The sequence below is a fragment of the Micromonospora pisi genome, from assembly GCF_003633685.1.
Classification (GTDB): Bacteria; Actinomycetota; Actinomycetes; order Mycobacteriales; family Micromonosporaceae; genus Micromonospora_G; species Micromonospora_G pisi.
Window position 1 is genome coordinate 2604793 of the sequence record NZ_RBKT01000001.1, and the last position, 20974, is coordinate 2625766.

General features: G+C 69.6%; 26 protein-coding genes and 1 pseudogene. 13 read left to right on the top strand and 14 right to left on the bottom strand.

Translation table 11 applies throughout. From position 1 onward, the window contains the following. The first annotated feature begins 122 nt into the window (after window positions 1-122). The 4 genes from BDK92_RS10510 (at window position 123) to BDK92_RS10525 (ending at window position 1964) form a co-directional block, all read left to right on the top strand. On the top strand, window positions 123-308 hold the full coding sequence (locus BDK92_RS10510; protein ID WP_211349171.1) for a hypothetical protein: 186 nt from the start codon (window positions 123-125) through the stop codon (window positions 306-308). A 141-nt stretch (window positions 309-449) separates the two neighbouring features. Further along, complete coding sequence (locus BDK92_RS10515; RefSeq protein WP_246016948.1) at window positions 450-620, top strand: hypothetical protein; 171 nt, start codon at window positions 450-452, stop codon at window positions 618-620. Window positions 621-849: 229 nt separating this feature from the next. Then, entirely contained in the window at window positions 850-1119 is a 270-nt protein-coding gene (locus BDK92_RS10520) for a hypothetical protein (protein WP_121156546.1), read from the top strand. A 53-nt stretch (window positions 1120-1172) separates the two neighbouring features. Then, window positions 1173-1964, top strand: coding sequence for a CPBP family intramembrane glutamic endopeptidase (locus BDK92_RS10525; protein WP_121156547.1), 792 nt, complete (start codon window positions 1173-1175; stop codon window positions 1962-1964). Between the two features lie 33 nt (window positions 1965-1997). On the opposite strand, the gene BDK92_RS10530 is transcribed toward BDK92_RS10525, so the two are convergent. Together BDK92_RS10530 and BDK92_RS10535 are read right to left on the bottom strand one after the other, a co-directional pair. Then, entirely contained in the window at window positions 1998-2609 is a 612-nt protein-coding gene (locus tag BDK92_RS10530) for a dihydrofolate reductase family protein (RefSeq protein WP_121156548.1), read from the bottom strand. A gap of 129 nt (window positions 2610-2738) precedes the next feature. Beyond that, window positions 2739-3515, bottom strand: coding sequence for a class I SAM-dependent methyltransferase (locus BDK92_RS10535; RefSeq protein WP_121156549.1), 777 nt, complete (start codon window positions 3513-3515; stop codon window positions 2739-2741). A gap of 102 nt (window positions 3516-3617) precedes the next feature. Here BDK92_RS10535 and BDK92_RS10540 point away from each other — a divergent pair, with 102 nt between their 5' ends. Beyond that, the gene (locus tag BDK92_RS10540) at window positions 3618-4061 is read left to right on the top strand and encodes a hypothetical protein (RefSeq protein ID WP_121161935.1); all 444 of its coding nucleotides are present in this window, start codon (window positions 3618-3620) and stop codon (window positions 4059-4061) included. A gap of 241 nt (window positions 4062-4302) precedes the next feature. On the opposite strand, the gene BDK92_RS40775 is transcribed toward BDK92_RS10540, so the two are convergent. The 3 genes from BDK92_RS40775 to BDK92_RS10555 all read right to left on the bottom strand — a co-directional run bounded on the left by BDK92_RS40775 (window position 4303) and on the right by BDK92_RS10555 (window position 8607). Beyond that, complete coding sequence (locus BDK92_RS40775; protein WP_170208542.1) at window positions 4303-6927, bottom strand: rhamnogalacturonan lyase; 2625 nt, start codon at window positions 6925-6927, stop codon at window positions 4303-4305. Window positions 6928-7401: 474 nt separating this feature from the next. Continuing rightward, window positions 7402-8040: a hemerythrin domain-containing protein gene (locus BDK92_RS10550; protein ID WP_121156550.1), complete on the bottom strand. Its 639-nt coding sequence runs from the start codon at window positions 8038-8040 to the stop codon at window positions 7402-7404. Between the two features lie 48 nt (window positions 8041-8088). After that, on the bottom strand, window positions 8089-8607 hold the full coding sequence (locus BDK92_RS10555; protein ID WP_121156551.1) for a hemerythrin domain-containing protein: 519 nt from the start codon (window positions 8605-8607) through the stop codon (window positions 8089-8091). A gap of 80 nt (window positions 8608-8687) precedes the next feature. Here BDK92_RS10555 and BDK92_RS10560 point away from each other — a divergent pair, with 80 nt between their 5' ends. The 4 genes from BDK92_RS10560 to BDK92_RS10575 all read left to right on the top strand — a co-directional run bounded on the left by BDK92_RS10560 (window position 8688) and on the right by BDK92_RS10575 (window position 11890). Beyond that, window positions 8688-9152 (top strand): MarR family winged helix-turn-helix transcriptional regulator, encoded by a 465-nt coding sequence (locus BDK92_RS10560; protein ID WP_121156552.1) that lies wholly within the window; start codon window positions 8688-8690, stop codon window positions 9150-9152. 112 nt (window positions 9153-9264) lie between these two features. Then, the gene (locus BDK92_RS10565; RefSeq protein WP_121156553.1) at window positions 9265-10314 is read left to right on the top strand and encodes an L-dopachrome tautomerase-related protein; all 1050 of its coding nucleotides are present in this window, start codon (window positions 9265-9267) and stop codon (window positions 10312-10314) included. Window positions 10315-10594: 280 nt separating this feature from the next. After that, complete coding sequence (locus BDK92_RS10570; protein ID WP_121156554.1) at window positions 10595-10798, top strand: hypothetical protein; 204 nt, start codon at window positions 10595-10597, stop codon at window positions 10796-10798. A 234-nt stretch (window positions 10799-11032) separates the two neighbouring features. After that, entirely contained in the window at window positions 11033-11890 is an 858-nt protein-coding gene (locus BDK92_RS10575; RefSeq protein WP_121156555.1) for a helix-turn-helix domain-containing protein, read from the top strand. A gap of 4 nt (window positions 11891-11894) precedes the next feature. On the opposite strand, the gene BDK92_RS10580 is transcribed toward BDK92_RS10575, so the two are convergent. From BDK92_RS10580 to rpmB, 5 genes and pseudogenes are all read right to left on the bottom strand, one after another. Then, a complete protein-coding gene (locus BDK92_RS10580) occupies window positions 11895-12737 on the bottom strand; it encodes a TIGR02452 family protein (RefSeq protein WP_121156556.1) in 843 nt (280 codons plus the stop codon). A 9-nt stretch (window positions 12738-12746) separates the two neighbouring features. Further along, complete coding sequence (locus BDK92_RS10585; RefSeq protein ID WP_121156557.1) at window positions 12747-13154, bottom strand: Fur family transcriptional regulator; 408 nt, start codon at window positions 13152-13154, stop codon at window positions 12747-12749. Between the two features lie 222 nt (window positions 13155-13376). Continuing rightward, window positions 13377-13681: pseudogene (rpsN, locus tag BDK92_RS10590) on the bottom strand (30S ribosomal protein S14). Then, the gene (gene rpmG, locus BDK92_RS10595; protein WP_121156558.1) at window positions 13681-13848 is read right to left on the bottom strand and encodes a 50S ribosomal protein L33; all 168 of its coding nucleotides are present in this window, start codon (window positions 13846-13848) and stop codon (window positions 13681-13683) included. The pseudogene rpsN and the gene rpmG overlap by 1 nt, the downstream one beginning before the upstream one ends. Beyond that, entirely contained in the window at window positions 13848-14084 is a 237-nt protein-coding gene (gene rpmB, locus BDK92_RS10600) for a 50S ribosomal protein L28 (RefSeq protein WP_121156559.1), read from the bottom strand. The genes rpmG and rpmB overlap by 1 nt, the downstream gene beginning before the upstream one ends. Window positions 14085-14219: 135 nt before the next feature. Between rpmB and BDK92_RS10605 the strand changes: the two genes are divergently transcribed. Together BDK92_RS10605 and BDK92_RS10610 are read left to right on the top strand one after the other, a co-directional pair. Next, complete coding sequence (locus BDK92_RS10605) at window positions 14220-15569, top strand: CobW family GTP-binding protein (RefSeq protein WP_246017505.1); 1350 nt, start codon at window positions 14220-14222, stop codon at window positions 15567-15569. Next, the gene (locus BDK92_RS10610) at window positions 15566-15817 is read left to right on the top strand and encodes a type B 50S ribosomal protein L31 (RefSeq protein WP_121156561.1); all 252 of its coding nucleotides are present in this window, start codon (window positions 15566-15568) and stop codon (window positions 15815-15817) included. The genes BDK92_RS10605 and BDK92_RS10610 overlap by 4 nt, the downstream gene beginning before the upstream one ends. 147 nt (window positions 15818-15964) lie before the next feature. Here the strand turns inward: BDK92_RS10610 and BDK92_RS10615 are convergent, their stop codons facing one another. After that, window positions 15965-17260: a GTP-binding protein gene (locus BDK92_RS10615; RefSeq protein WP_121156562.1), complete on the bottom strand. Its 1296-nt coding sequence runs from the start codon at window positions 17258-17260 to the stop codon at window positions 15965-15967. After that, on the bottom strand, window positions 17257-17436 hold the full coding sequence (rpmF, locus tag BDK92_RS10620) for a 50S ribosomal protein L32 (protein ID WP_121156563.1): 180 nt from the start codon (window positions 17434-17436) through the stop codon (window positions 17257-17259). Before rpmF ends, BDK92_RS10615 begins: the two co-directional genes overlap by 4 nt. Window positions 17437-17682: 246 nt before the next feature. Between rpmF and BDK92_RS10625 the strand changes: the two genes are divergently transcribed. Next, entirely contained in the window at window positions 17683-18468 is a 786-nt protein-coding gene (locus BDK92_RS10625) for a polysaccharide deacetylase family protein (protein ID WP_121156564.1), read from the top strand. Here the strand turns inward: BDK92_RS10625 and BDK92_RS10630 are convergent. Continuing rightward, window positions 18434-19564 carry a glycosyltransferase family 2 protein gene (locus BDK92_RS10630; protein WP_170208543.1) on the bottom strand — a complete coding sequence of 377 codons (1131 nt, stop codon included), beginning with the start codon at window positions 19562-19564 and terminating at the stop codon, window positions 18434-18436. The genes BDK92_RS10625 and BDK92_RS10630 overlap by 35 nt on opposite strands. Window positions 19565-19799: 235 nt before the next feature. Between BDK92_RS10630 and BDK92_RS10635 the strand changes: the two genes are divergently transcribed. Next, window positions 19800-20285: a RidA family protein gene (locus BDK92_RS10635; protein ID WP_121156566.1), complete on the top strand. Its 486-nt coding sequence runs from the start codon at window positions 19800-19802 to the stop codon at window positions 20283-20285. A 36-nt stretch (window positions 20286-20321) separates the two neighbouring features. On the opposite strand, the gene BDK92_RS10640 is transcribed toward BDK92_RS10635, so the two are convergent. Further along, window positions 20322-20882, bottom strand: coding sequence for a hypothetical protein (locus BDK92_RS10640; RefSeq protein WP_121156567.1), 561 nt, complete (start codon window positions 20880-20882; stop codon window positions 20322-20324). Window positions 20883-20974 lie beyond the last annotated feature (92 nt).

Sequence of the window (20974 nt, forward strand, 5' to 3'; positions counted from 1 at the left end):
CCGATACGCAGGGCGAAGATCAATCATGAACCGTTTCATACGGGAGGAGGGGTACCGGGGTACCGGTCAGCGTCCTGAGGGAAAACAAGCTCAGCTTCGACGCCAGCGGCCACGAGACCGCCGTGACATCGGTGCGGACCGCGTTCGCCCGCAAGGGCGACCCGATGCTCGGGCGGATCGACGTACCGGCCCTGCTGAAGGCGGCCGAGAGCGGCTTCCCCTCCTGGGTGCCCGTCCTGCAGAACGTTCGACACACCGTGGTCTTCGCCGGCTCGGTCCTGGCCCTGGCCGCGACCGTCCTCGCCTGACCGGTCCCCTTACATCCGCCTCGCCGGGTGCCATCCCCTATGGTCGGGTGGGGTGCCGTCCGGACACCCACCGCACAGGTCGGAGTGAGGACGAGCTCGGGCCGGACATCTTCTACCGCCCGACCAGACAGGGAGATTGACATGCCGGACGGCTGGCAGTGGGACAGCACCCTGTTCCGGGGAAGCGCGGCGTACTACGGGCCCGGCCGGCTGCCGTACGCACCGGGCTTCGCCCAGACACTGGCCACAGCCCTCGGCCTGGACCCACCAACCGAGATCATGACCTGGCGCAAGCCGTACGGCGGGCAGTGACCGGCGGTCGTCCTCCCCACTCGAATACTCAAGGCACTCCCCGGGTACGTCGCGCCAGGTCCTGTCTACGTACCAGGCGTTCTCGCGAGGTGTGACCAAGCCCTTGATCTTCACCCCGGCACCGCGTCTACCGTTGCGTCCACTATGGATGCATCGGCTGGACGTCTGATCCCCGTCGCGGCGACAACCCTGATCATGGATCCGCGACCGCGAAGGAGGGAGCGCCGACGTGACCGAGCCCGACGACGACCTGAGCGCCCCGCACCGCCCCGGCGACGACTGGCGCTGCCGCGACGACGGCGAGGCGTGGCCGTGCCCGATCTTCCGACGGCGGATGCGGTTGCTCTACCCGGACGACCCGCACCGGCTCGCCGCGTTCATGCGTCACTTCCGCGACAAGGCGGCCCCCGCACTGCCCGAGTTGAGCGCCAAGCAGGTCGAGGCCCGCTTCATCGGCTGGATCAACGACCCGCCGCCGCGCCGGCTGCGCATCGTCTGACCCGGCGCATCGAGGCTTGCCATCACCCTTGCCCGCGAGCATGATCGTCGTTCGTGGACCGGGCCCTCGAAGTGACGACACACATCCTGATCGTGGCGCTGCTGGCGTTCAAACTGGCGGCGGTGATCCGGGGTACGAGGTACCGCGACCGGTTCCACCAGCACCTCAACGCCATACCGGAGGCGCGGGGCAGGTTCTACCGCCGGTTCATGGTGACCTCGTGGGCGGTAGCGGCCCTGGTCCCGGTCATCGTCCTCACCAGCGCCGACCTGACCGCCGCCGACGTCGGTTGGGCCTGGCCGAACGGTGACGGCCTCGACTACCTCTTCGCGGCGGCGATGGTGGTGGCGCTCGGGCTCGGCGGCCTGCTCGCCCGACACCGGATGCGTCGCGGACACGTCTATGCCAGCCGCGCCCGGTCGGCCTCGATCATGCCCCGGACGACGCACGAGCGCCGGCTCGCGGTCGCGGTCTCGCTCACCGCCGGCATCACCGAAGAGGCGGTCTACCGGGGTTTGTTCATCGCAGCCGGCGTGCTGGTGTACGACCTACCGAAGCTGCTGGTTGTGGTGGCCAGCCTGTTGCTCTTCGTGGCCGCACACACCTATCAGGGCCGCCTCGCGCTGCTCGGCATCGCCTACTCCGGCAGCGTCTTCACCGCGCTGTACCTGATCTCGGGCAGCCTCCTGCTCGCGATCGTGGTGCACGTCTGGCAGGACCTGGTGGCGCTGCTGCTGATCCCCGCCCGGTCCACGGCTGCGCCCGCCTCCGCCGAGACCGAGCCGGAGCCGGCCGTACCGCAACCGGCGCAGCGCCCCGTGGTGCGGGCGCCGATCCCACGATGATTGGAACCCGCACCGACGGGGAGCGAGGCGGAGTCAGTCCAGCGCGAACGAGCCGGTGACGATCTCGCCCGCCGGCTCGTATCTGGTCATGATGACGCCGGTGGAGGAGACGCTGCTGTCGACGAGCTTCAGCCCGGCGGGCACGGTGCCCTCGGCGAAGAGTCGCTTGCCCGACCCGACCACCAGCGGGAAGATCCAGAGGCGGTACTCGTCGACGAGGCCGTGGCGCAGCAGCGTCTGCATCAGATTTCCACTGCCGTGCACCTGTAGCTCCGGCCCGTCACCCTGCTTGAGCGCCGCCACCGCCTCGGCCACGTCACCCTCGATCAGGACGGAGTTGCGCCACTTCAGCTCCGGACGGCTGCGCGAGGCGACGTACTTGGTGGCGCCGTTCAGTGCCTTGGAGGCGGCGTCCTCCGGGGCGTTCGGCCAGTGCGCGGCGAAGATGTCGTAGGTCTTGCGCCCCAGGATGAGGTCGAACGGCGGTGTCATCGACGCGCCCATGACCTCGCCCATCCGCTCGTCCCAGTAGTTCACCGACCAGCCGCCGTACGCGAAGCCGCCCTCGTCGTCCTCCCCCGGCCCGCCGGGGGCGTGCATGACGCCGTCGAGGGTCAAGAAGGTGTTCACGATCAGCTTTCGCATCCCTGGTGTCCTTCCGATCGAATCGCGGGTACGCGCGCCTCAGCTACGGACGGCAACCGTCCCACTGACGTACAACCATTCGGTTGCAGGTTAGTGACGGTCATCCCTGGACGCAAGCAAGGGCACGGATCAGGGAGCGGTGGCGGTCGCGAACACTCGCCGGATCGAATCGAACATCTCCAGTGAGCGCCGCCCCTCCGCCTGGAGCGACCGCATCGCCTGGTCCGAGTCGACCACCGCGACCACCTCCTCCCACATTTCCCGCTCGGCCCGACGCCACTCGGGCACATCGCGCACCTCCACCTCGACAAAGCCGGCCTCCGGCAGGTCCCGCCGAAGGTCCACCTGGTGCAGGCGGGACGGAATCCGTTCGTCCGACGGGTCGACCACCTCCCAACAGGTGACGGCGAGGCGACCCCCCGGAGCCAGCAGCCGCCGGAACTCACGCAACGCGGCGAGCGGAGGTTCGGCGAACTGCACCGCGTCCACACACATCAGTCCGTCCGCGACGCCGTCCGGCAGACCGGCCGCGACCAGTGCCCCGATCCGGAACTCGGCCCGACCGGCGGGCAGCAGACGGGCACCGGCCGCCCTGGCCTGCTCCACGGCCACGGCCGAGAAGTCCACCCCGACCAGCCGCGCCCCCGTACGCCGGGCGACCTCGATGCCGTAGCCACCCCGACCACAGGCGATGTCGAGCAACAGGCCGTCCTGCGGCAGACTCAGCTCCTCGGTCAGCTCGCCGATGCCCTGCCAGCTGAGCGTGCTGGTGGAGCGCAGGCGCGGTGGCAACCCGAGGGCCCGGGCCCAGATGGCGTCACGGACCGGCGAGGTGCTCATGTCCGCGTACCACTGGTCGAAGTAGGTGGCATCGGGCATCGCCGCGGCCGACTTCTCTGCTGTCATGCCCGCATTGTCGCCGCCCCCGGCCGCAGGACGCGAAGCGGAAACGTCGGTGCCGGCCGTTACGGTGCCGCGCAATCGACGGGTTCACGAAAGAAGGCAATGATGGGTGCGTCCGGGTGGGACTACTTTGTCCCTTACCAGCCTGACCTGCGGGTGGCGTTGCGGGATCTCCGGCAGCGGGTCTTCGCCGAGGGCGACTACTGGTGGGCGCGCGGCGAGATCGGCAAGTCGGCGAGCGACCACGACAACCGCCCGGCCACGCTCGATGAACTGTTCGAGGACGAGTGGGTGCAGGAGTCGGGGACGCATTCCATCCTCGACATGTACAAGATCGTGTCCGACGGCGAGCAGCCGGACTACGGCACCGTCCAGCCCGTGACCCCCGCCGAGGCACTGCGGTGTGCCGGCACCGAACGACTCACCCGAGACCACCTCGAGGCGATCAACCATCTGGCCGAAGAGCGCTGGTTCGGCCGCTGCGCCATCCTGCACGACCCGACCGGTCAGCCCCGGGAGATCTACTTCTGGGGTTTCTCGGGCGACTGACCCACCCCGCCGCCCGCCCGCCTGCCGGAAATCGGCGCGGTGCTGGTCGCGGTGGCGCTCTGGCGCTCCCGCGTACTCCCCCGGGCCAGCGGCATCCCGTTCGCGCTCGGCTTCGCCCTCTCCTGCCCCAGTTCTACACACCCCCGCGGCAGTCCCGATCGGGCACGGCGTGCTGGTGGCGTGAAAGGAAGGGCCCCTTGTTAACGCATAGCGTTAACAAGGGGCCCTTCCTTTCACTCAGCTACTTCTTCGCCACGTTGATGTCGGTACGGCGAGCCGGGAGCGGGTACGCCGGGTCGAGGTAGAAACTCGGGTGCGGCGGCTGGTTGTAGGTGATGTTCTCGCAGGCGACCTGGTTGCGGTACTGCGGATCGTGCATCAGGGTCCGGATCTTGTGCTCGGTCGGGATGGTGGTGGTGTAGAGGCGGAGCTTGTCGTTGCCGACCCGCAGCACCAGCTCCTCCCGCCAGTCACCGAACAGGTCGGCGGTTAGCGTCGGGGTCGACTTGCTCCCGTTGTTCGACGAGGCGTCCGTCGCCACCAGCAGGTCGGTCTTGTTGACCGTGCTCGGCCGGGTGGTGTAGTCCGTGTTCGCCTTGGAGATCCGGTTGCTGTCGAGCAGCTCGCGGGTCAGGTCGCCGTCCCAGTAGATAAGGAAGTTCTGCGGCAGGTTGCCCGCGCCGTAGAGGCGTTCACCGGTGACCGCGCTGTAGACCGACCCGTTGGACCAGTATTCGGCACCGGGACTGTTCGGGTCGATGTTGTCGGCGGCGCCCCGGCCGTTGTCCTTGCCGGCGTAGAAGGCGGTCATCAGTTCGCCGGTCACCGGGTCGTAGACGCCGCCGCCGGGGCGTACCCCGTCGACCGTGTTACCGGCCCGGTCCTTCGCGTCCTGCCAGGCGTTCCACGCCTCCTGGACCAGGAACACCTCCGGACCGGGGCGGTCCGGGTTGAGGTCACCGACGTGCATGGCGTCGCCGTGGGCCAGGTAGACGAACTTGGCGTTCTCGTCCGGGTTCTTGATCTGCGGGGTGAGGTCGACGTTGGTCGCCGGCGGCGGGGACGGGAACCAGGTGTTCCCCACCGTCTTGATGGCCAGGTTGTCGTCCAGCACCATCGCGCCGTACACGATCTCGTCCTTGGCGTCGCCGTCGACGTCGGCGACCATCAGACTGTGCACCCCGCGCTCCTCGCCGACCTTCGGGTCGGGCAGCCGGTCGGAGTCGAAGGTGTTGCCGAGCACCAACTTGTCACCCCGCATGGAGTACGCGGCGACGGTGGTCTTGGCGTAGTAACCGCGCGCCATGATGGCGCTCGGGTGTACGCCGTCGAGGTAGGCGACACCGGCGAGGAACCGGTTGGAGCGGTTGCCCTGCGGGTCACCCCACGGGAAGTGGCCCCACCGGGTCTGCGGGTTCTGCCAGTACGGATCGATCTCGGCCTTGAAGAACGCGCCCCGGTGGTCGACCGGTGCCGCACCCCAGTTCGGCTCCCCGTACGGGAACGCGTAGTCGACCGTGTCGAGCACCCGACCGGTGGCACCGTCGAACGCGGTCAGGTACTCGTTGCTGGTGCCGATCGGCCCGTACGTGTAGACCTTGCCCCACTGGCGTACGTTCTGCTCCGGCGGGGTGTTGCCGCCCGGCAGCACCCACGAGACGCTGTACGTGTTCATCGCGTCGGTGAACTTGTCGAGTTTCGCCTCGTCACCGCCACGGATGTACGACTGGATTTTGTCGGCGGTGGCCTGCTTGTCGCCGACCACGTCGCGGACCTGGTAGCTGCCGTCGGCGAGGACCTTGCCGGTGGTGGTGCCGTCGGCGGTCTTGATGATCAGCTCGGATCTGCCGTCGCCGTTGAAGTCGGCGACGACGAGCTGGGTGTCGTGCGCCCCGGCCCGGATGTTGTAGCCGACGTTGACCCGCCAGAGCAGCGTCCCGTCGAGCTTGTACGCGTCGATGATGGCCGGGGCGGTGAAGCCGTACGCCGACGAGTCCTTGCTGTCACTCGGGTCCCACTTGAGGATCAGCTCGTAGCTGCCGTCACCGTCCAGGTCGCCGACGCTGGCGTCGTTGGCCGAGTAGGTGGCGGTGTTGGTGCGCAGCGTGCCGTCCGGGTTCTTGGCGTACGCGAGCTTCGGACCCCGGTCGAGTTCGTCGACGTACCGGGTGAAGGCCTTGTCCAGTTCGGCGAAGAGCTTGTCGCTGATGCCGTACCGGTCCCCGCCCTTCCAGGTGCTACGCGTCCCGAACGGGTTCTTCGGCGCCCACGACGGATCGTTGAAGTACGTCCGGAACGGCGCGATCAACGCCGCGAACTCCGTCTCGGTCACCCCGGCCGGGTTCTCGTGCGCCTCCCGGATGTGCCGCAACAGGTCCATGTTCACCGGCTCGTACTGCTTGCCCGAGACGGTGGTGGGGTAGGTCTCGAGCACCGGCGTGATCGCCGCCGGTGGCTGCTTGAGCTGGATGTCCTGGTACTGCTGTGACAGCGGGGTGGCGGCGGCGGACTTCGGCCGGGTCACCCCGTTCACGATCGCCGCCACCCGGTACGCCGACGTCGCCGTACCAGCCGCGTCGGTGTAGTTACTGCTACCGGTCACCGTCGCGACCAACTTGTTGTCCCGGTACACCCGGTACGCCACATCGTCCGGCTCATCACCCAGGAAACGCCAACTCAGGTAGACACCACCGTCCACCTTCACCGCCACCAGGCCACGATCCAGGAACTCCAACTGACGCAACCCCGAACCGGGATCAGCCACCGCCACCGACGGAGCGACCAACCCCGTCACCACCAGCGGCAACGCCGCCAACAACGCCACCGTACGGCGCAGCCGGCGACCCCTTCGAATTCTGCTGTTCATGGGAATCCTTTCTCCGGCACCGGCCGGGAGGCCGACCAGGGGAAATGGGCGCGAACCGCTGCGCAGGGCGGGAACCGCAGGGTGCTGCGCCATCAGGACAGACAGGCAATGACGAACAGGTGTACGCGGGGACGGGCGGAGCGGGCCGGCTCAGCGGTTGCCGAGCACGGCCACCTCGGCCAGTGCCGCCCGCCATCGCCCGGAACGACGGGCGGATCGGGATCGGGACGGGGGTAGCTGCGGCATGTCGGAGCCTCCTGGAGGGAGCGGGGGGATTCCGCAAGGAGATGAACCGTTTCAATAAGCCGCGGCCAAGATATCCAGGACGTTACGAAGCTGTCAAGGAAAACAACGCGTTCGCAGAATTGACGCCTACTTTTAGCAGATCGCAGTCCGCAACGATTGACTCGAGCTCCGGACCGCCGGTAACTTCCGTGGATTGAACTGTTTCAGCTCAATCCCGCAGGCGGCCGATCAGACCTGCCCGCCGAAGAAACCGAAGCGGGAGAGCGGCCCGACCAGTTCACGCTCCTCGTACGCGAGATGCGAGAGCAGCGCGTCAGTGAGCACGTCCACCGCCTCCTGCACCCCGGACAGGTCCTCCGGGTGGCGCACCAGATCCACCAGGGCCTGGTCGACCGCCTCCAGCACGTCGTGGATCACCTGATGCTCCTGGTCCAGCCGTTCGATGACCGCCGCCAGCCCCTGATCGGAGGCGCGCAGGTGCGGGAAGATTCCGCCGCTCTCCATGGTGTGATGCTGGGTCAGCGAGAGGCAGTACGACTGACAGATGGAACCCAGGGTCCAGTTGTTGGAGCGAAGCGTCATCGCGTTCAGCTCGCCCCGGGCCACGCCGACATCCATGGCGTTGGCGCGTACCTGTTCGAGGATGTCCCGTACCCGGGTGAGCTCCGCCCGGTAGTGGTTGTGCACCTCGATCAGGTGCTTGCCGGCGGAGAGCCCCCTACCGGTGAAGCGTGTCTCGCGGTCCGGCTCGGGCGCGGTCGGCCGGGTGCTCTCGTCCCAGACCTCGGTGGTGCTGTGCCGGGTCTGTGGCGGGGGCGTGGGAACGAGGCCGGTACGGGCGGTCAGCCAGTGCTGCGTGTCGGTCACGGTGGTCCCTGTTCTTCACGAGGTCGACGGGCGGAGTGGTGCGAGGGGTCAGCGGGGCCAGTCGCGCCATCGCCGTACGGTCGGGATGATCGTGGCCTCCTCCAGATCGAGGTGGGCGAGCAGACCGCCACGTACGTCGTTCAGCGCCAGGATCAACCGCTTGCGGGTCTCCGGACGGTCGTCGCTGGCGAGCAGCTTGGCCAGCGCCTCGACCTGGTCGAGCAGGTCGGAGATCCGGCGATGGTCGGCCTCCAGCCGGTTGACCGCCGGGATCAGCGCCGGGTTGGACCGACGCAGGGCCGGGAAGATCCGCACATCCTCGTTGCCGTGGTGGCCGTGCACCAGCCGGCACCAGCTCAGACAGTTGACCCGGAGTTGCCAGAGCGGGCTGCGGGTCTGCAACGACCGGACGGTGGCCTGCACCCGGTTCGCCGACGCGCCCCGGCTGACCTCGTCGGCGAGCCGCCGGAGCTGGTTGAGGTCACGGCGCAGTACGCCGTGGATCCACTTCAGCTCCTTGACCAGATGCTCGCCCGGGGCCTCCCGGTCGACGCGACCACGCTTCATGGCGTCGACCGTACCAGATAGTTTTTCGACGCCAACGATTGGGTAGGGCGAATCATTTTGCCTCTGCTAACATAACCCGCATGACGGTCGAGCAGACCCGGTCCCGGCGGGCGATGGACCGCATCGGCCTGTTGCTGGCCCGCCACGGCGGGATCAGCAACGCCCGGATGCGCCAGGCACTGGAGGCTACCGGCCTGACCATGCGACAGGGCATCACCCTGATGCACCTCGCGGAGACCGGCCCGATCGGGCAGCAGGCCCTCATGGAGGCGCTCAAGGTCGACCCGAGCGCACTGGTGGCGATCCTCAACGACCTCGAACGGGACAACCTGGTCGAACGACGCCGGGACCCGGCCGACCGCCGACGGCACATCGTCGCGATCACCGAGGCCGGCACCTCGGCGGTCACCAGGGTCGACACCACGATGAGCGCGGTGGAGCGCGAACTCCTGGCCCACCTCGACCCGGACGAGATCGCCACCCTGCACACGCTGCTGGCCCGGATCAACACCTCGGTCAACGACGAGGCCTGCGCCGAGAGCTGACCCCGGCCACCGGCAGGGGTACGCCATCCCGCAACGGGTACGCGCCATCTGTCGACCCCGGGCCGCGTGCGTCGCGCGGACACCCCGGGCGTCGCATGGGGAGGAGGCGTACATGATCGGGCTACCGACCGAGAACGACCCTCGACTGGAGGCCACCTACCGCTCCGACCGCGCCTGGAGCGGCGTGACCACAAGCGGCGACGGGCGGGTCTTCGTCAGCTTCCCCAACGCCGACCGCCCCGGCGTCCAGGTTGCCGAACTCAGCGCGTCCGGACAGATCGTGCCCTACCCGGACCAGGCGTGGAACATGCCCCACTCAGGGGCCGAGGCCACGGAGGCCTTCGTACAGGTCAACGGGTTGCGGATCGGCCCGGACGGGCGACTTTGGATCATCGACGCGGGCGCACCAGGCGTCGGCAGCCCGGCCGTGCCGGGTGGGGCCCGCCTGATCGTGGTCAACCTCAGTACCGACACCGTGAGCGACATCTACGACCTCGGGCCGATCACCAAGCCCCGCAGTTACCTCGATGACCTGCGGTTCAACGGCAACCACATCTACCTCACCGACGCGGGCGAACCGGGACTGATCGTGCTGGACCTCTCCACCGGTGAACTGCGTCGGTTGCTCGACGACCACCCCAGCGTGGCGGACCAACGCCCGATGTACGCGGACGGCCAGCTGTTGCGTACGCCCGACGGGAGCGAGGCACGGGTCCACGCCGACCAACTGGAGGTCTCCCCGGACGGCCGGCAGCTCTACTACCAGCCGACGTCCGGACCGATGTCCCGGATCGCCACCCGGTGGCTGGACGATCCGCTGGTCACCCCCGGCGAGTTGGCCGATCAGGTCGAGACGTGGCTGGACACACCGACCACCGGCGGGACCGCGATCGACGCGAACGGTGTCATCTACCTCAACGACGCCAACCAGCGACGCATCCTGTCGATCACCGCGGAGCGGGAGGTGGAGACGCTGGTCGCGGACCCCCGGCTGGTCTGGGCGGACGCGATGTGGCTCGACGGTGCGGGCGACCTCTGGATCCCGGTGCCGCAGCTCAACCGCAGTGCGGAATTCAACGGCGGCGAGCAGGCGATCGAATATCCGGTATGGATCTACAAGATGCACGTGGGGGCGATCCCCGCCGCCAACGACCACCGCTGACCCGCGCGCACCGACCCACCAGCAGCACCGCCGTCCCGGGGCCTGATCACGACCTCGGGGCGGCGTTCCTATGCGTGAATCATGCAGTTCCGGTCGAGAATGGATCATGCATGAATACGGTAGGTGTCGGATATGTGCGACTGAGCTAAGGTTAAGGCAGTTTTGATGCCCGTGTCGCACTGGAAAGTTGGTTGGACGCCGATCGCGCAGCCGCATAATGCAACGCAGGTCGCCAGGCATCCGGCCAAAAGCGACATACCCGAGAGTGAGAGGTGGAGCCGTGAAGCTCACCTTCGTTCGCAAGACCGCGCTGTCCCAGGTGAACAACTGCCCATCCCTATACCGCACCGACCGCGACACCTTCGTCGTCCAGGGGTGGCGGGTATCGGATCCGGAGGCCCTGGCCCAGCTCGACGTACCCGCGCACGAGACCGTGGTCGAAGTTCCGGTCGACGTACTGGCGGAGATCGCCAAGGCGCTCTAGTCACGGGCGATCGGCTCACCGGCCAGGGACACGTTCCGGATGACTGGCCGGTGAGCCGATCACCTCGGCTGGTCGGACTCCGGCCGGCGGACCCTCGGGCCGGCGAGGGGTCCGTACCGGCCCCCCGACCACCGAGCCGGCCCGATGCCCGCGGGTCGAGTCGCTGCTTTACAGCGTGCGATGGCGTATGAGCGGTACCGTGACGCCTACCCAAGCGCAGCTTAGGAGCAGGTGATGTCCAGCAACCAGACCGGCAACGATCGTGGGGCGCTAGGGGCGAGACTGCGGGAACTGCGTGCCCGCGAGGGCATCTCCGGCGTCAACCTGGCGGGCCGGCTGGGCTGGGTCCAGTCGAAGATATCCCGGATCGAGACCGGTCGGCAGCTACCGACCGAGGACGACGTACGTGCCTGGGGTGCCGCCGTACGGCTCGACGACGCCCTGGTCGACGAGTTGCTGCGGCAGCTCCGGGAGCTGCGTGGCGAACACATCGCGTGGCGGCGCGGGGCGAGCGACACCGCCCAGTCCGGCACCCAACGCTCCATGATGGAGCTTGCCGCCGAGGCGACCCTGATCCGCAACTTCGAACTGGGCGTGGTGCCCGGCCTGCTCCAGACCGCCGACTACGCCCGGGTACGCCTCGCCGAGAACATCGAGTTCCACGGCGCCCCCGCCGACGACCTGGAGGAGGCGCTGCTGCTCCGGATACAGCGGCAGCAGGTGCTCTACGACTCCAGCAAGCAGTTCCGGTTCCTGGTGACCGAGTCCGTACTGCGGATGTCGCTCTGTCCGGTCGACGTGATGCGCGGGCAACTCGACCGGCTCACCGCGCTGATCGGCCTGAACAACCTGGAGCTGGGCGTCATCCCGGTCGACGCCCGCCTCCCGCTCGCCCCGCTGCACGGCTTTGTCATGTTCGACGACACCATCACCGTGGAGACCTGGGCCGAGGAGCAGACCTGGCAGACCTCGGTCGACGCGGAACGGTTCGGCCGGATCTTCGACCGGTTGGGCGAGGTGGCCCGGCACGGTGAGGAGGCGCGCGACATCATCCACGCCACCCTGGCCGGGCTCGCCGGACCGGAGCAGTAGCGGGTCAGGATTCGAGGACGGCCGAGGCCACGGCCGACGCGGCCGGGAAGACCTCCGCGAACGCGGCGTACACCGGGGTCCCGGGCAGGTTGTCGTAGACCGCGAAGACGACCTGGTCGAAGCGGTCCACCTCGGCCAGTGCACCGGCGAACGCCCGCGCCACCGTGGCGGCGTCGTTGCGGAACACACCGCAGCCCCAGGCCCCGAGCACCAACCGCCGGTGGCCGTGCGCCGCCGCGACCCGGAGCACCCGCTCCGCCCGCCGCCGCAGCACCGCCGGCACCCCCGCCGCGTCCGCCGGCTGGTTGCGCAGGATCGCGCCGAGGTTCGGCGCCGCCGAGGTCAGGAAGGCGACCTGGTACGGCTGGTCGAGCAGGTTCCCCTTGTCGTCCCGGAAGACCGGCACCGCCGGTGAGTAGATCACCCGGTCGCTGTAGCGCAGGTCATGCTGGGCCCGGTGGAAGTCGTAGAACTCCGGGGCGGTGCGCAGACAGGGATAGAGCGCGGACGCGCGGGCGAGACTCTCCTCCTGTGCCTTCGCTCCGCCGAGAAAGCCACCGCCGGGGTTCTTGGCCGAGGCGAAGACCAGGCAGGCCGCGTCCGGGGCGAGCCGTCGGGCGGCGACCAGGGTGGATTCGCGGGTCACCGTCACCACCGGGCCGGCACCGGCCGGATCGGCCGCCGGTGGCACGGGCAGCGGAGTCTCCGGCAGGTAGTGGCGGGTCCCGGCGACCGCCGACGCGACCGCCCCGGCGATGCTGATCTCCCTGCCGGCCGGATCGCGGTAGTGCCCGGACTCGGCGATCTCCACCGTCTGCCGCGCGATCTCCCGTAGTCGCCCGCTCATCGGAGCGGGTCATTCCTTCCGCTGCGCACCGGCCGCGCACTGGGCGCAGGTGCCGAAGATCTCGAGAGTGTGTCCGACGTCGGTGAAACCGTGCTCGTCGGCCACCCGCTTGGTCCAGGTCTCGACCGTCGGCCCGGCGACCTCGACCGTACGGGCACAGTGGCGGCAGACCAGGTGGTGGTGATGGGTGGGACTGCACCGACGGTAGAGCTGCTCCCCGTTCGGCAGCCGCATCACGTCGATCTCGCCCGCGTCGACCAGCGTCTGGAGGGTCCGGTAGACCGTGGTCAGCCCGACGCCGACACCCCGCTGGCGCAGGTCGGCGTGCAGCTGCTGGGCACTGCGGAACTCGTTCAGCTCGCCGAGCAGCGCGACGACCTCGCCACGCTGCCGGGTGTTGCGGGTCACCCCCGGCATGGATTTGATCACGAGTGGACACCCTTCCGACTCGGCCTACAGGCGCAGCCAAGTGTACGGGGATACGGCGTGGCGTGTTTCACCACGATCACGTCGTACGGTGTCCGACCGACGGACCGTGCGTCGGCGTGGCGACCGAAGAAGGGGCGGGGAGGTCGCCACGCCGACTGTTCACCGTGCCGGTCCGCCGAACGGCCCGGTGGTTCGCGGTCACTCCTTCAGCTACCAGGACGCCTTCCGGACGCCGGGCAGTTCGCCCGGAGTGCCAGTTCGCGGAAACGGACCCGGGAGAGGCCGAACCGGCTCAGCACTCCGCGTGGCCGGCCGTCGATCTGGTCGCGGTTGCGCAACCGGACCGGGCTGCTGTCCCGGGGCAGCCGGTTGAGTCGGCGGACCGCCTCGGCCCGCGCCGACGGCTCGGTGTCGGGGTGGACGATCGCTCGTTTGAGCTCGGTGCGGAACGCGGCGTGCTGGTCCACGAGTTCGGTGCGTCGGTTCTGCCGGTTGCCGAGGCTCAGCCGGGCCATCAGCGCTCCTCGCGGAAGTCGACGTGCCGGCGTACCAGGGGGTCGTACTTGCGCAGCACCAGCCGGTCGGGGTCGTTGCGACGGTTCTTGCGGGTGACGTACGTGTAGCCGGTCCCGGCGGTGCTCTTGAGCTTCACCACCGGTCGGACATCGGTCTGGCGGGCCATCAGAGCCGCACCCCACGGGCCCGCAACTCCGCGACGACCGCGTCGATCCCCTTGCGGTCGACGGTGCGCAGCGCCTTGGCGGTGAGGGTCAGCCGGACCCAGCGCCGTTCGCTGGCGAGCCAGTAGCGGTGGCTCTGGATGTTGGGGTTCCACCGGCGGCGGGTGCGCCGGTGCGAGTGGGAGACGGCGTTGCCGAAGCTCGGTTCGGCGCCGGTGACATCACATCGTCTGGACACAGTAGTTCCTCCTCAGACGCACACCGTAACGGAAACCATTTTCATTTACATCCCCGGGTGCCGGTCGACGACCGGGGTGGCCGTGCCTATAATGACAACCGTTTTCATTTAGAACGAAGGGACCCGCATGTCGTCATCGCTTGCCCGGCGGGCATCCCGCAGGCCCGTACCGACCTGCGTCCGGCGGTCACCGTGCTCTCCGGGTTCTGGCCCTCCGCCACCTTCGCGGTGGCCCGCGCCCTGCTCGCCGACGACCCGACACTGCTGCTGGTCCGGCACGACCTGACCGACGTACGGCACGGAACCGTGCGCCGGATCGTCCGCGACCAGACCGGGGTGATCGAGGACGAGGCGATCACGCTGGCCCACGGCTGTGTCTCGTGCACACTGCGCGAGGACGTCCTGCCCACCCTGGCCCGACTGGCCCGGACCCGGCCCGGACGGGACCTGATGCTGATGCTGCCCGAGGTGGTCGAACCCGAGGCGGTCGCCGTCGCGTGTGCGTACTGCCTGCTCGACGGGGTGCCGGTCACCGACCTCGTCCGCTTCGACTCGTACGTGACCGTGGTCGACGCCGAACACCTGCTCGACGGCCTGGGCAGCACCGACGACCTGGTGACCCTCGGCATCGAGGCCGCCGAGGAGGACGACCGCGCACTCGCCGACGTCATCTCCCGGCAGATCGAGTACGCCGACACCGTCCTGCTCTGGGGCGAGTCCCCCGACGGCGCGTACGAGACCGGGCAACTGGCGGTCCTGCTGCACCGGATGGCGCCGTGGGCCGTACACGTCAGCGCCGCCACCCAGCGACGGGTCGACGTCACCGCCCTGCGGGGGCAACTTCGGCACACCCACCGGCACCGCCCGGAGACACCCGGCGTACTGGCCCGGGGCATCGAGGGCTACCCGCTCGGCGTACACGCGCCACTGCCTGACTCCGGCGTGGTCTCCGCGGTCTTCCGCGCCCGCCGCCCGTTCCACCCGACCCGGCTGCACGACGTGCTGGAGACGGTCACCGGGGAAGCCCTGCGCTCCCGTGGCCACCTCTGGCTGGCCAGCCAACCACAGACCGCGGTCGCCTGGGAGTTCGCCGGCGGCGGACTGAGCCTCGGCACCCTGGGTCGCTGGCTGGTCGACCTGCCGCCCGAACACTGGATCGAGGCGAGCGAGCAGCGCCGGCTCGCCGCCGACCTGGACTGGGATCCGTACTACGGGGACCGGAGCAACCACCTCGTCTTCATCGGCCTCGACCTCGACCCGGTGGAGATCCACCGACTGCTCGCCGGTTGCCTGCTCACCGACACCGAGTTGGCCGACGGGGAGTTGGAATGGCGGGCATATCCCGACCCGTTCGCTGGTTGCTTCCCCATCGGCGACGACCACGATCCCGCCGGGCGGCAGCCCGAAATCGCCGGGCAGCGGCCCGAATCCGGCGGGCAGCGGCCCGAGCTGGAATCAACACCGGAAGGAACCGAACCACAGTGAAACCGAACATCCACCCCGCCTACCGCTACGTCGTCTACCGCGACCGCAGCGCCGACTTCGCCTTCCTCACCCGGTCCACCGCCAACAGCGAGAAGACCATCGAGTGGAGCGACGGCAACACGTACCCGGTGATCGACGTGGAGATCTCCTCCGCCAGCCACCCCTTCTGGACCGGCCGCCAACGCCTGCTCGACACCGCCGGACGGGTGGAGAAGTTCCGCGCCAAGTACGCCCGCCACAACCGCTGACCCCCACCCCCTCCCCCGTCCCCCGTTCCCCCCGTTCCCCCGTTCCCACCTCGTTGATCATGAAGTTGGCGCGCCCCGGCAGCGGGAATTCTGCGCCAACTTCATGATCGACGGGGCGGGATCCGGGGGTGGGTGGGAGCGGGTGGGTCAGGGGTGGTTGTCGACGTCGGCGAGGTCCCACTCGGGGAAGGGGTCGGGCAGCGTCGGCCAGGCCCGCTCCCCGATCGCCAACTCCCGCTCGCCGAGCAGGCAACCCGCCAACGCGGCCCGTAGCGGCTCGACCGCCAGGTCCACGCCGATGAAGACCAGTTCCTGCTGGCGGTCGCCGAAGACCGGGTGCCAGCGCGCGGTCAGCTCGGCCCGCTCCGCCGGGTCGTCCGGCCACTCACCGGAGACGACCACCGGCACCCCGACCGGGTCACACCGGCCGGCGGGCCCGGCCTGGGACCAGAGCGCCTGTACGCCGGGACGGCTGGCCAGCCAGAGGAACCCCTTCGAGCGCAGTACGCCGTACGCGGCGAGTCCGCCGCCGGTGAACAGGTCCCAGAGCCGCTGCGGGTGGAACGGGGCGGCCGCCCGGAAGACGGTGCTGCTGATGCCGTACTCGATGGTCTCCGGGATGTGCGTGCCGTTCAGCTCGGCGACCCAGCCGGGCGCGGTCTCGGCCCGCTCGAGGTCGAAGCGTCCGGTGTGCAGCACCTCCGGCAGCGCGACCCGCCCGTGCGTGGCGCGCACCTGCCGGGCGCCGGGGTTGAGGCGGGTGAGCAGGGCCTCGACGGTGGCGAGTTCGGCCGGCTCGACCAGGTCGGTTTTGTTGACCACGAGTACGTCGGCGAACTCGATCTGGTCGACCAGCAGATCGGCGATGGTCCGGTCATCCTCGTCGTACGCGGCCAGCCCACGCTCCTCCAACGACTCGCCCGCGTCGATCTGGGCGATCAGTTGGGCCACGTCCACGACGGTGACCATGGTGTCGAGCCGGGCCAGGTCGTCGAGCACCCAGCCGCCGTGCTGCCGATCGGCGCTCGCGGCGCTTTCGGTGGGCGCGGTGGGCGCGGCGGTGTCGGCCGGCGCGGGTCCGGTATCGATGCCGAAGGCGAAGGTGGCGGCGACCGGCATCGGTTCGGAGATGCCGCTGGACTCGATCAGCAGGTAGTCGAACCGGCCCTGCCGGGCCAGCCGGGCCACCTCCTCGAGCAGGTCGTCCCGGAGCGTGCAGCAGATGCAGCCGTTGGTCAGTTCGACCAGGCGTTCCTCGGTCCGGGAGAGTGCGCCGCCCTCCCGGACCAGCGCGGCGTCGATGTTCACCTCGCTCATGTCGTTGACGATCACCGCGACCCGGAGCCCGTCCCGGTTGCCGAGTACGTGGTTGAGCAGGCTGGTCTTGCCCGCGCCGAGGAATCCGGAGAGCACGGTCACCGGCAGCCGCGACGGGAGCGTCATCCCTCCCCCACCACCTGACGACCCTTGTAGAGACCGCAGTGGGCGCAGGCCCGGTGCGGCAGCACCTTCTCCTGCCGGGGGCACGGGCAGGTGACCAGGGTGGGCGGGCTCGCCTTCCACTGGGCGCGACGGTGCCTGGTGTTAGCGCGCGAGGTACGGCGCTTGGGTACGGCCATCGGGGCCTCCTTCCAACCGCCATACGATAACGGTACTCATTTTCGTTAAGCCGGTCCGGGGTACCGGAGAGAGGACGACCCGTACCGGAGAACTCGCGGCGACGAGGAATGACCCCACGCGGACCGGGTAACAGGCGGCGTGACGTGGTGGAGGGCGACAATCCGGATACGGGGCCTCCCGGCGGTGCGCCCGGCACCGGTCGACTCCGGGCCCGGAGCCACCCCCGGGCCCGGCGGGCCGACCCGATGAGCGACCCGACCCGCCGCCCCGGTCGACGGGCCGCCCTGATGGCCACGCTCGGCACCGCCGTGGCGAACGCCGTCCCCGCGGTGACCGTGCTGCCCCGGGTCCGGCTGCGACTCTTTCCCCGGCTCAGCGGATTCGGTACGACCGACCACGTGGCGCTGACCTTCGACGACGGGCCGGACCCGGCCTCCACGCCCCGGTTCGCCGAAGCGCTCGCCGCACACCAGGTACGGGCGACGTTCTTCCTGCTCGGCTCGACCCTCGCCGACGCGCCCTCGGTGGGGCGGGACCTCGCCGCGGCCGGGCACGAGGTGGCCGTACACGGTTGGGCGCACCGGAACCTGCTGCTGCGCGGCCCGTACGCGACCCATCATGACCTGGCCCGGACCCGGGACCTGGTACGGGAGACGACCGGCCAGACGCCACGCTTCTACCGGCCGCCCTACGGGGTGTTGAGCGCGTCGGCCCTGCTCGCGGCGAGACGGCTGGCGCTGAGCCCGGTGCTCTGGACCTGCTGGGGGCGGGACTGGACGCGTACCGCCACCCCGGCGTCGGTGCTCGCCACACTCCGGACCGGGCTCGCCGGGGGCGGCACCATCCTGCTGCACGACTCCGACTGCGCCTCCGCACCGGGCGCCTGGCGGTCGAGCCTGGCCGCGCTGCCGTACCTGCTGGACGAGTGCGCCCGGCGCGGGTGGCGGGTGGGTCCGCTCGGCGAGCACGGGTTGCCACCCCGCCGGGCGGCACGGGTCAGCGCACCCGGTCCCGTACCTCACCCGGAATGATCACTTCGTCGGCCGGCCAGACCGCGGTCGGCGCCGCCGCCGAAACCGATGCCGCCGGGTGCGACCGGGCCCGGGAGCGGACCCGCGTACGTTGCCGCCGGGTGAGCACGCCACCGACCCGGTTCGCCCGGCGCAGCGCCTCGAACAGGCGGTACGCCCCGGTGGCGATGAGCCGGTGCTTGACCCCGGCGGCACCCGACGGAACCTGGTAGCCGGCGACCGGCCGGTACCGGCGGAACCGGTCGACCATGGCGGCGAAGAACTCCCGGCGCCGTGCCGCCGGCACCCGCTGGGCGTGCCCGAGCACCTGGAGGAAGTGCCAGACCATCCGCTGGAAGACCAGTCCACGCAACCCGTCCCGGATCTCCGGACGGGCGGCCATGAAGGCGAAGACCCGGTCCCAGTGCGGAAAAAGTTCGAAGTGTCGATCGCTGACCGTGTGCGTGATCGCGCCGGTACGGCGCTGCCGGTAGGCGTAGCAGTCCCGGTCCAGCAGACTGATCCGCTCCGCCGCCAACATCAGCGGGAAGCTGAACGACACGTCCTCGTACCAGCCGTCGCCGAAGCAGAGGCCGAGTTCGGTGAGGAACCGCCGTCGGACGATCTTGTTACAGGCGATGTGCAGTACGGAGAGGAGCGCGGGGCGGTCCGCCAGGGTGAAGACCTGCGGCGCGCCGGGCGGTCCGACCACCCGGGACACCGACTCGATCCGGACCCGGCCGTCCCAGTAGATCCGGCTGAACCCGGTCACGAGCAGATCGGGTCGGGTGTCGGCCAGCCGGTCGGCGACGGCGCCCAGGGTGCCGTCGGGCAGCCAGTCGTCGCTGTCGACGAACCAGACGTAGGTGCCGGTCGCACGGGCCAGGCCGGCATTGCGCGCCTGGCCCAGCCCCCGGTTCCGGTCCAGGGTCACCACGTGCAGGCGGGGGTCGGTCGCCGCGTACCGGGCCAGGATGTCGGCACAGCCGTCGTCCGAGGCGTCGTCGACGGCGATCACCTCGAAGTCGGCGAAGGGTTGCCGCAGGATCGAGTCCAGACAGCGGGCCAGGTACTCCTCGACCCGGTAGACCGGGATGATCATGCTGAGCAGAGCCACTGGTCTCGACCTCCGGAGAGCGCACGGACCGGACGGTCGTCGCCCCCCGGCTGACCTAAAACTCAGGCATATATATGACGATCGACACCCTCGATTGGTTGCTGGCCTGTCGAAAGTTGGACACGCGTGCGTCTGTTCGGCCAGCACCACGACGGCAACGGCCCGAACCCGCCGGACCAGGGGGCGGGAGTAGGTTCGGGGCGACGGCTGCGTGACGGCGAGGGAACGGGGCGACATGGGCGACGTACAGCGCAGGCTCGAATCGTTGGGGCTCAGCCTGCCGCCGGCCCTGCGACCACCGCCGGGAGTGCGGCTGCCGTTCGAGTCGGTCCGGCTCTTCGGCGACCGTGCCGTGATCTCCGGGCACGGGCCACAGAATCCGGACGGTTCGATCGGGGGGCGACTCGGCCGGGTGGGGCTGGACCTCGACATCGCCGACGGTTACGAGTCGGCCCGGCTGACCGCGCTGTCGATGCTCGGCAGCCTGCATCGCGCCCTCGGCGACCTCGACCGGATCCAGGCCTGGGTACGGATCTTCGGCATGGTCCGCGGCGTTCCGGACTTCGACCAGCAGCCCGCCGTCATCAACGGCTGTTCCGACCTGATCCTGGAGGTGTTCGGCCCGGAGGTCGGCGCGCACGCGCGCAGCGCGGTGGGCATGGCCGAGTTGCCGTTCGGCCTCCCGGTGGAGATCGAGGCCGAGGTCGTCATACGCTCCTGAATCGCCGCCTCGGAGCCCGGGGTCAGGTCTCCGCGATCAGGTGCCGGCGATCCAGTTCCAGGCGTTCACCACCCACTCGGTCTGCCGCAGATAGGCCACTCCGACACCGGCCAGGAAGATTCCGGCGACCAGGTGTGCGCCTCGGGCGCTGCGTCGTACGCGGCCCAGTTGCCGTTCCAGCACGACCCGGCCGAGCAGCCGGGCCAGGGCGAAAAGACCGATCGCCACCAGCAGGGTGAGCAGGAAGGCCACCACCGGACTGGTGAAGTCGCCCCGGGCCGAGATCGCCCAGATGCCCCAGCAGACAAAGGCGAAGAGGCCGCCGAGGGTGCTCCAGTGGCTGCCCTTGCGCAGTTGCCGCAGGTGGTACGCGAGCGGCATCCGCTCCCGTGGCTCGTCCTCGATCGGCCAGCCGGTCCCGGTCTCCTCGTGTGGGGCGACGGGGAAGGACTCGGTGCTCCGCTCGCTCCGGGGTGCCCGTGGGCTGACCGAGGCCACCCCGCGTTGGAAGCCGTCCCGCTGTGGCGGCACCTCGACGGTCCGCTCTGCCCACGGCTGCGTGGTCTGGTCGGCCCACGGCTGCGTCTGGTCTGACATCTGTTCCTGTCCTCCCCCATCGGGCCGGTGACCCGTCCCGATTCGAGGGTAACCAGAACACAAACCGTCCGCCCCGCCGGCATCGACCGATG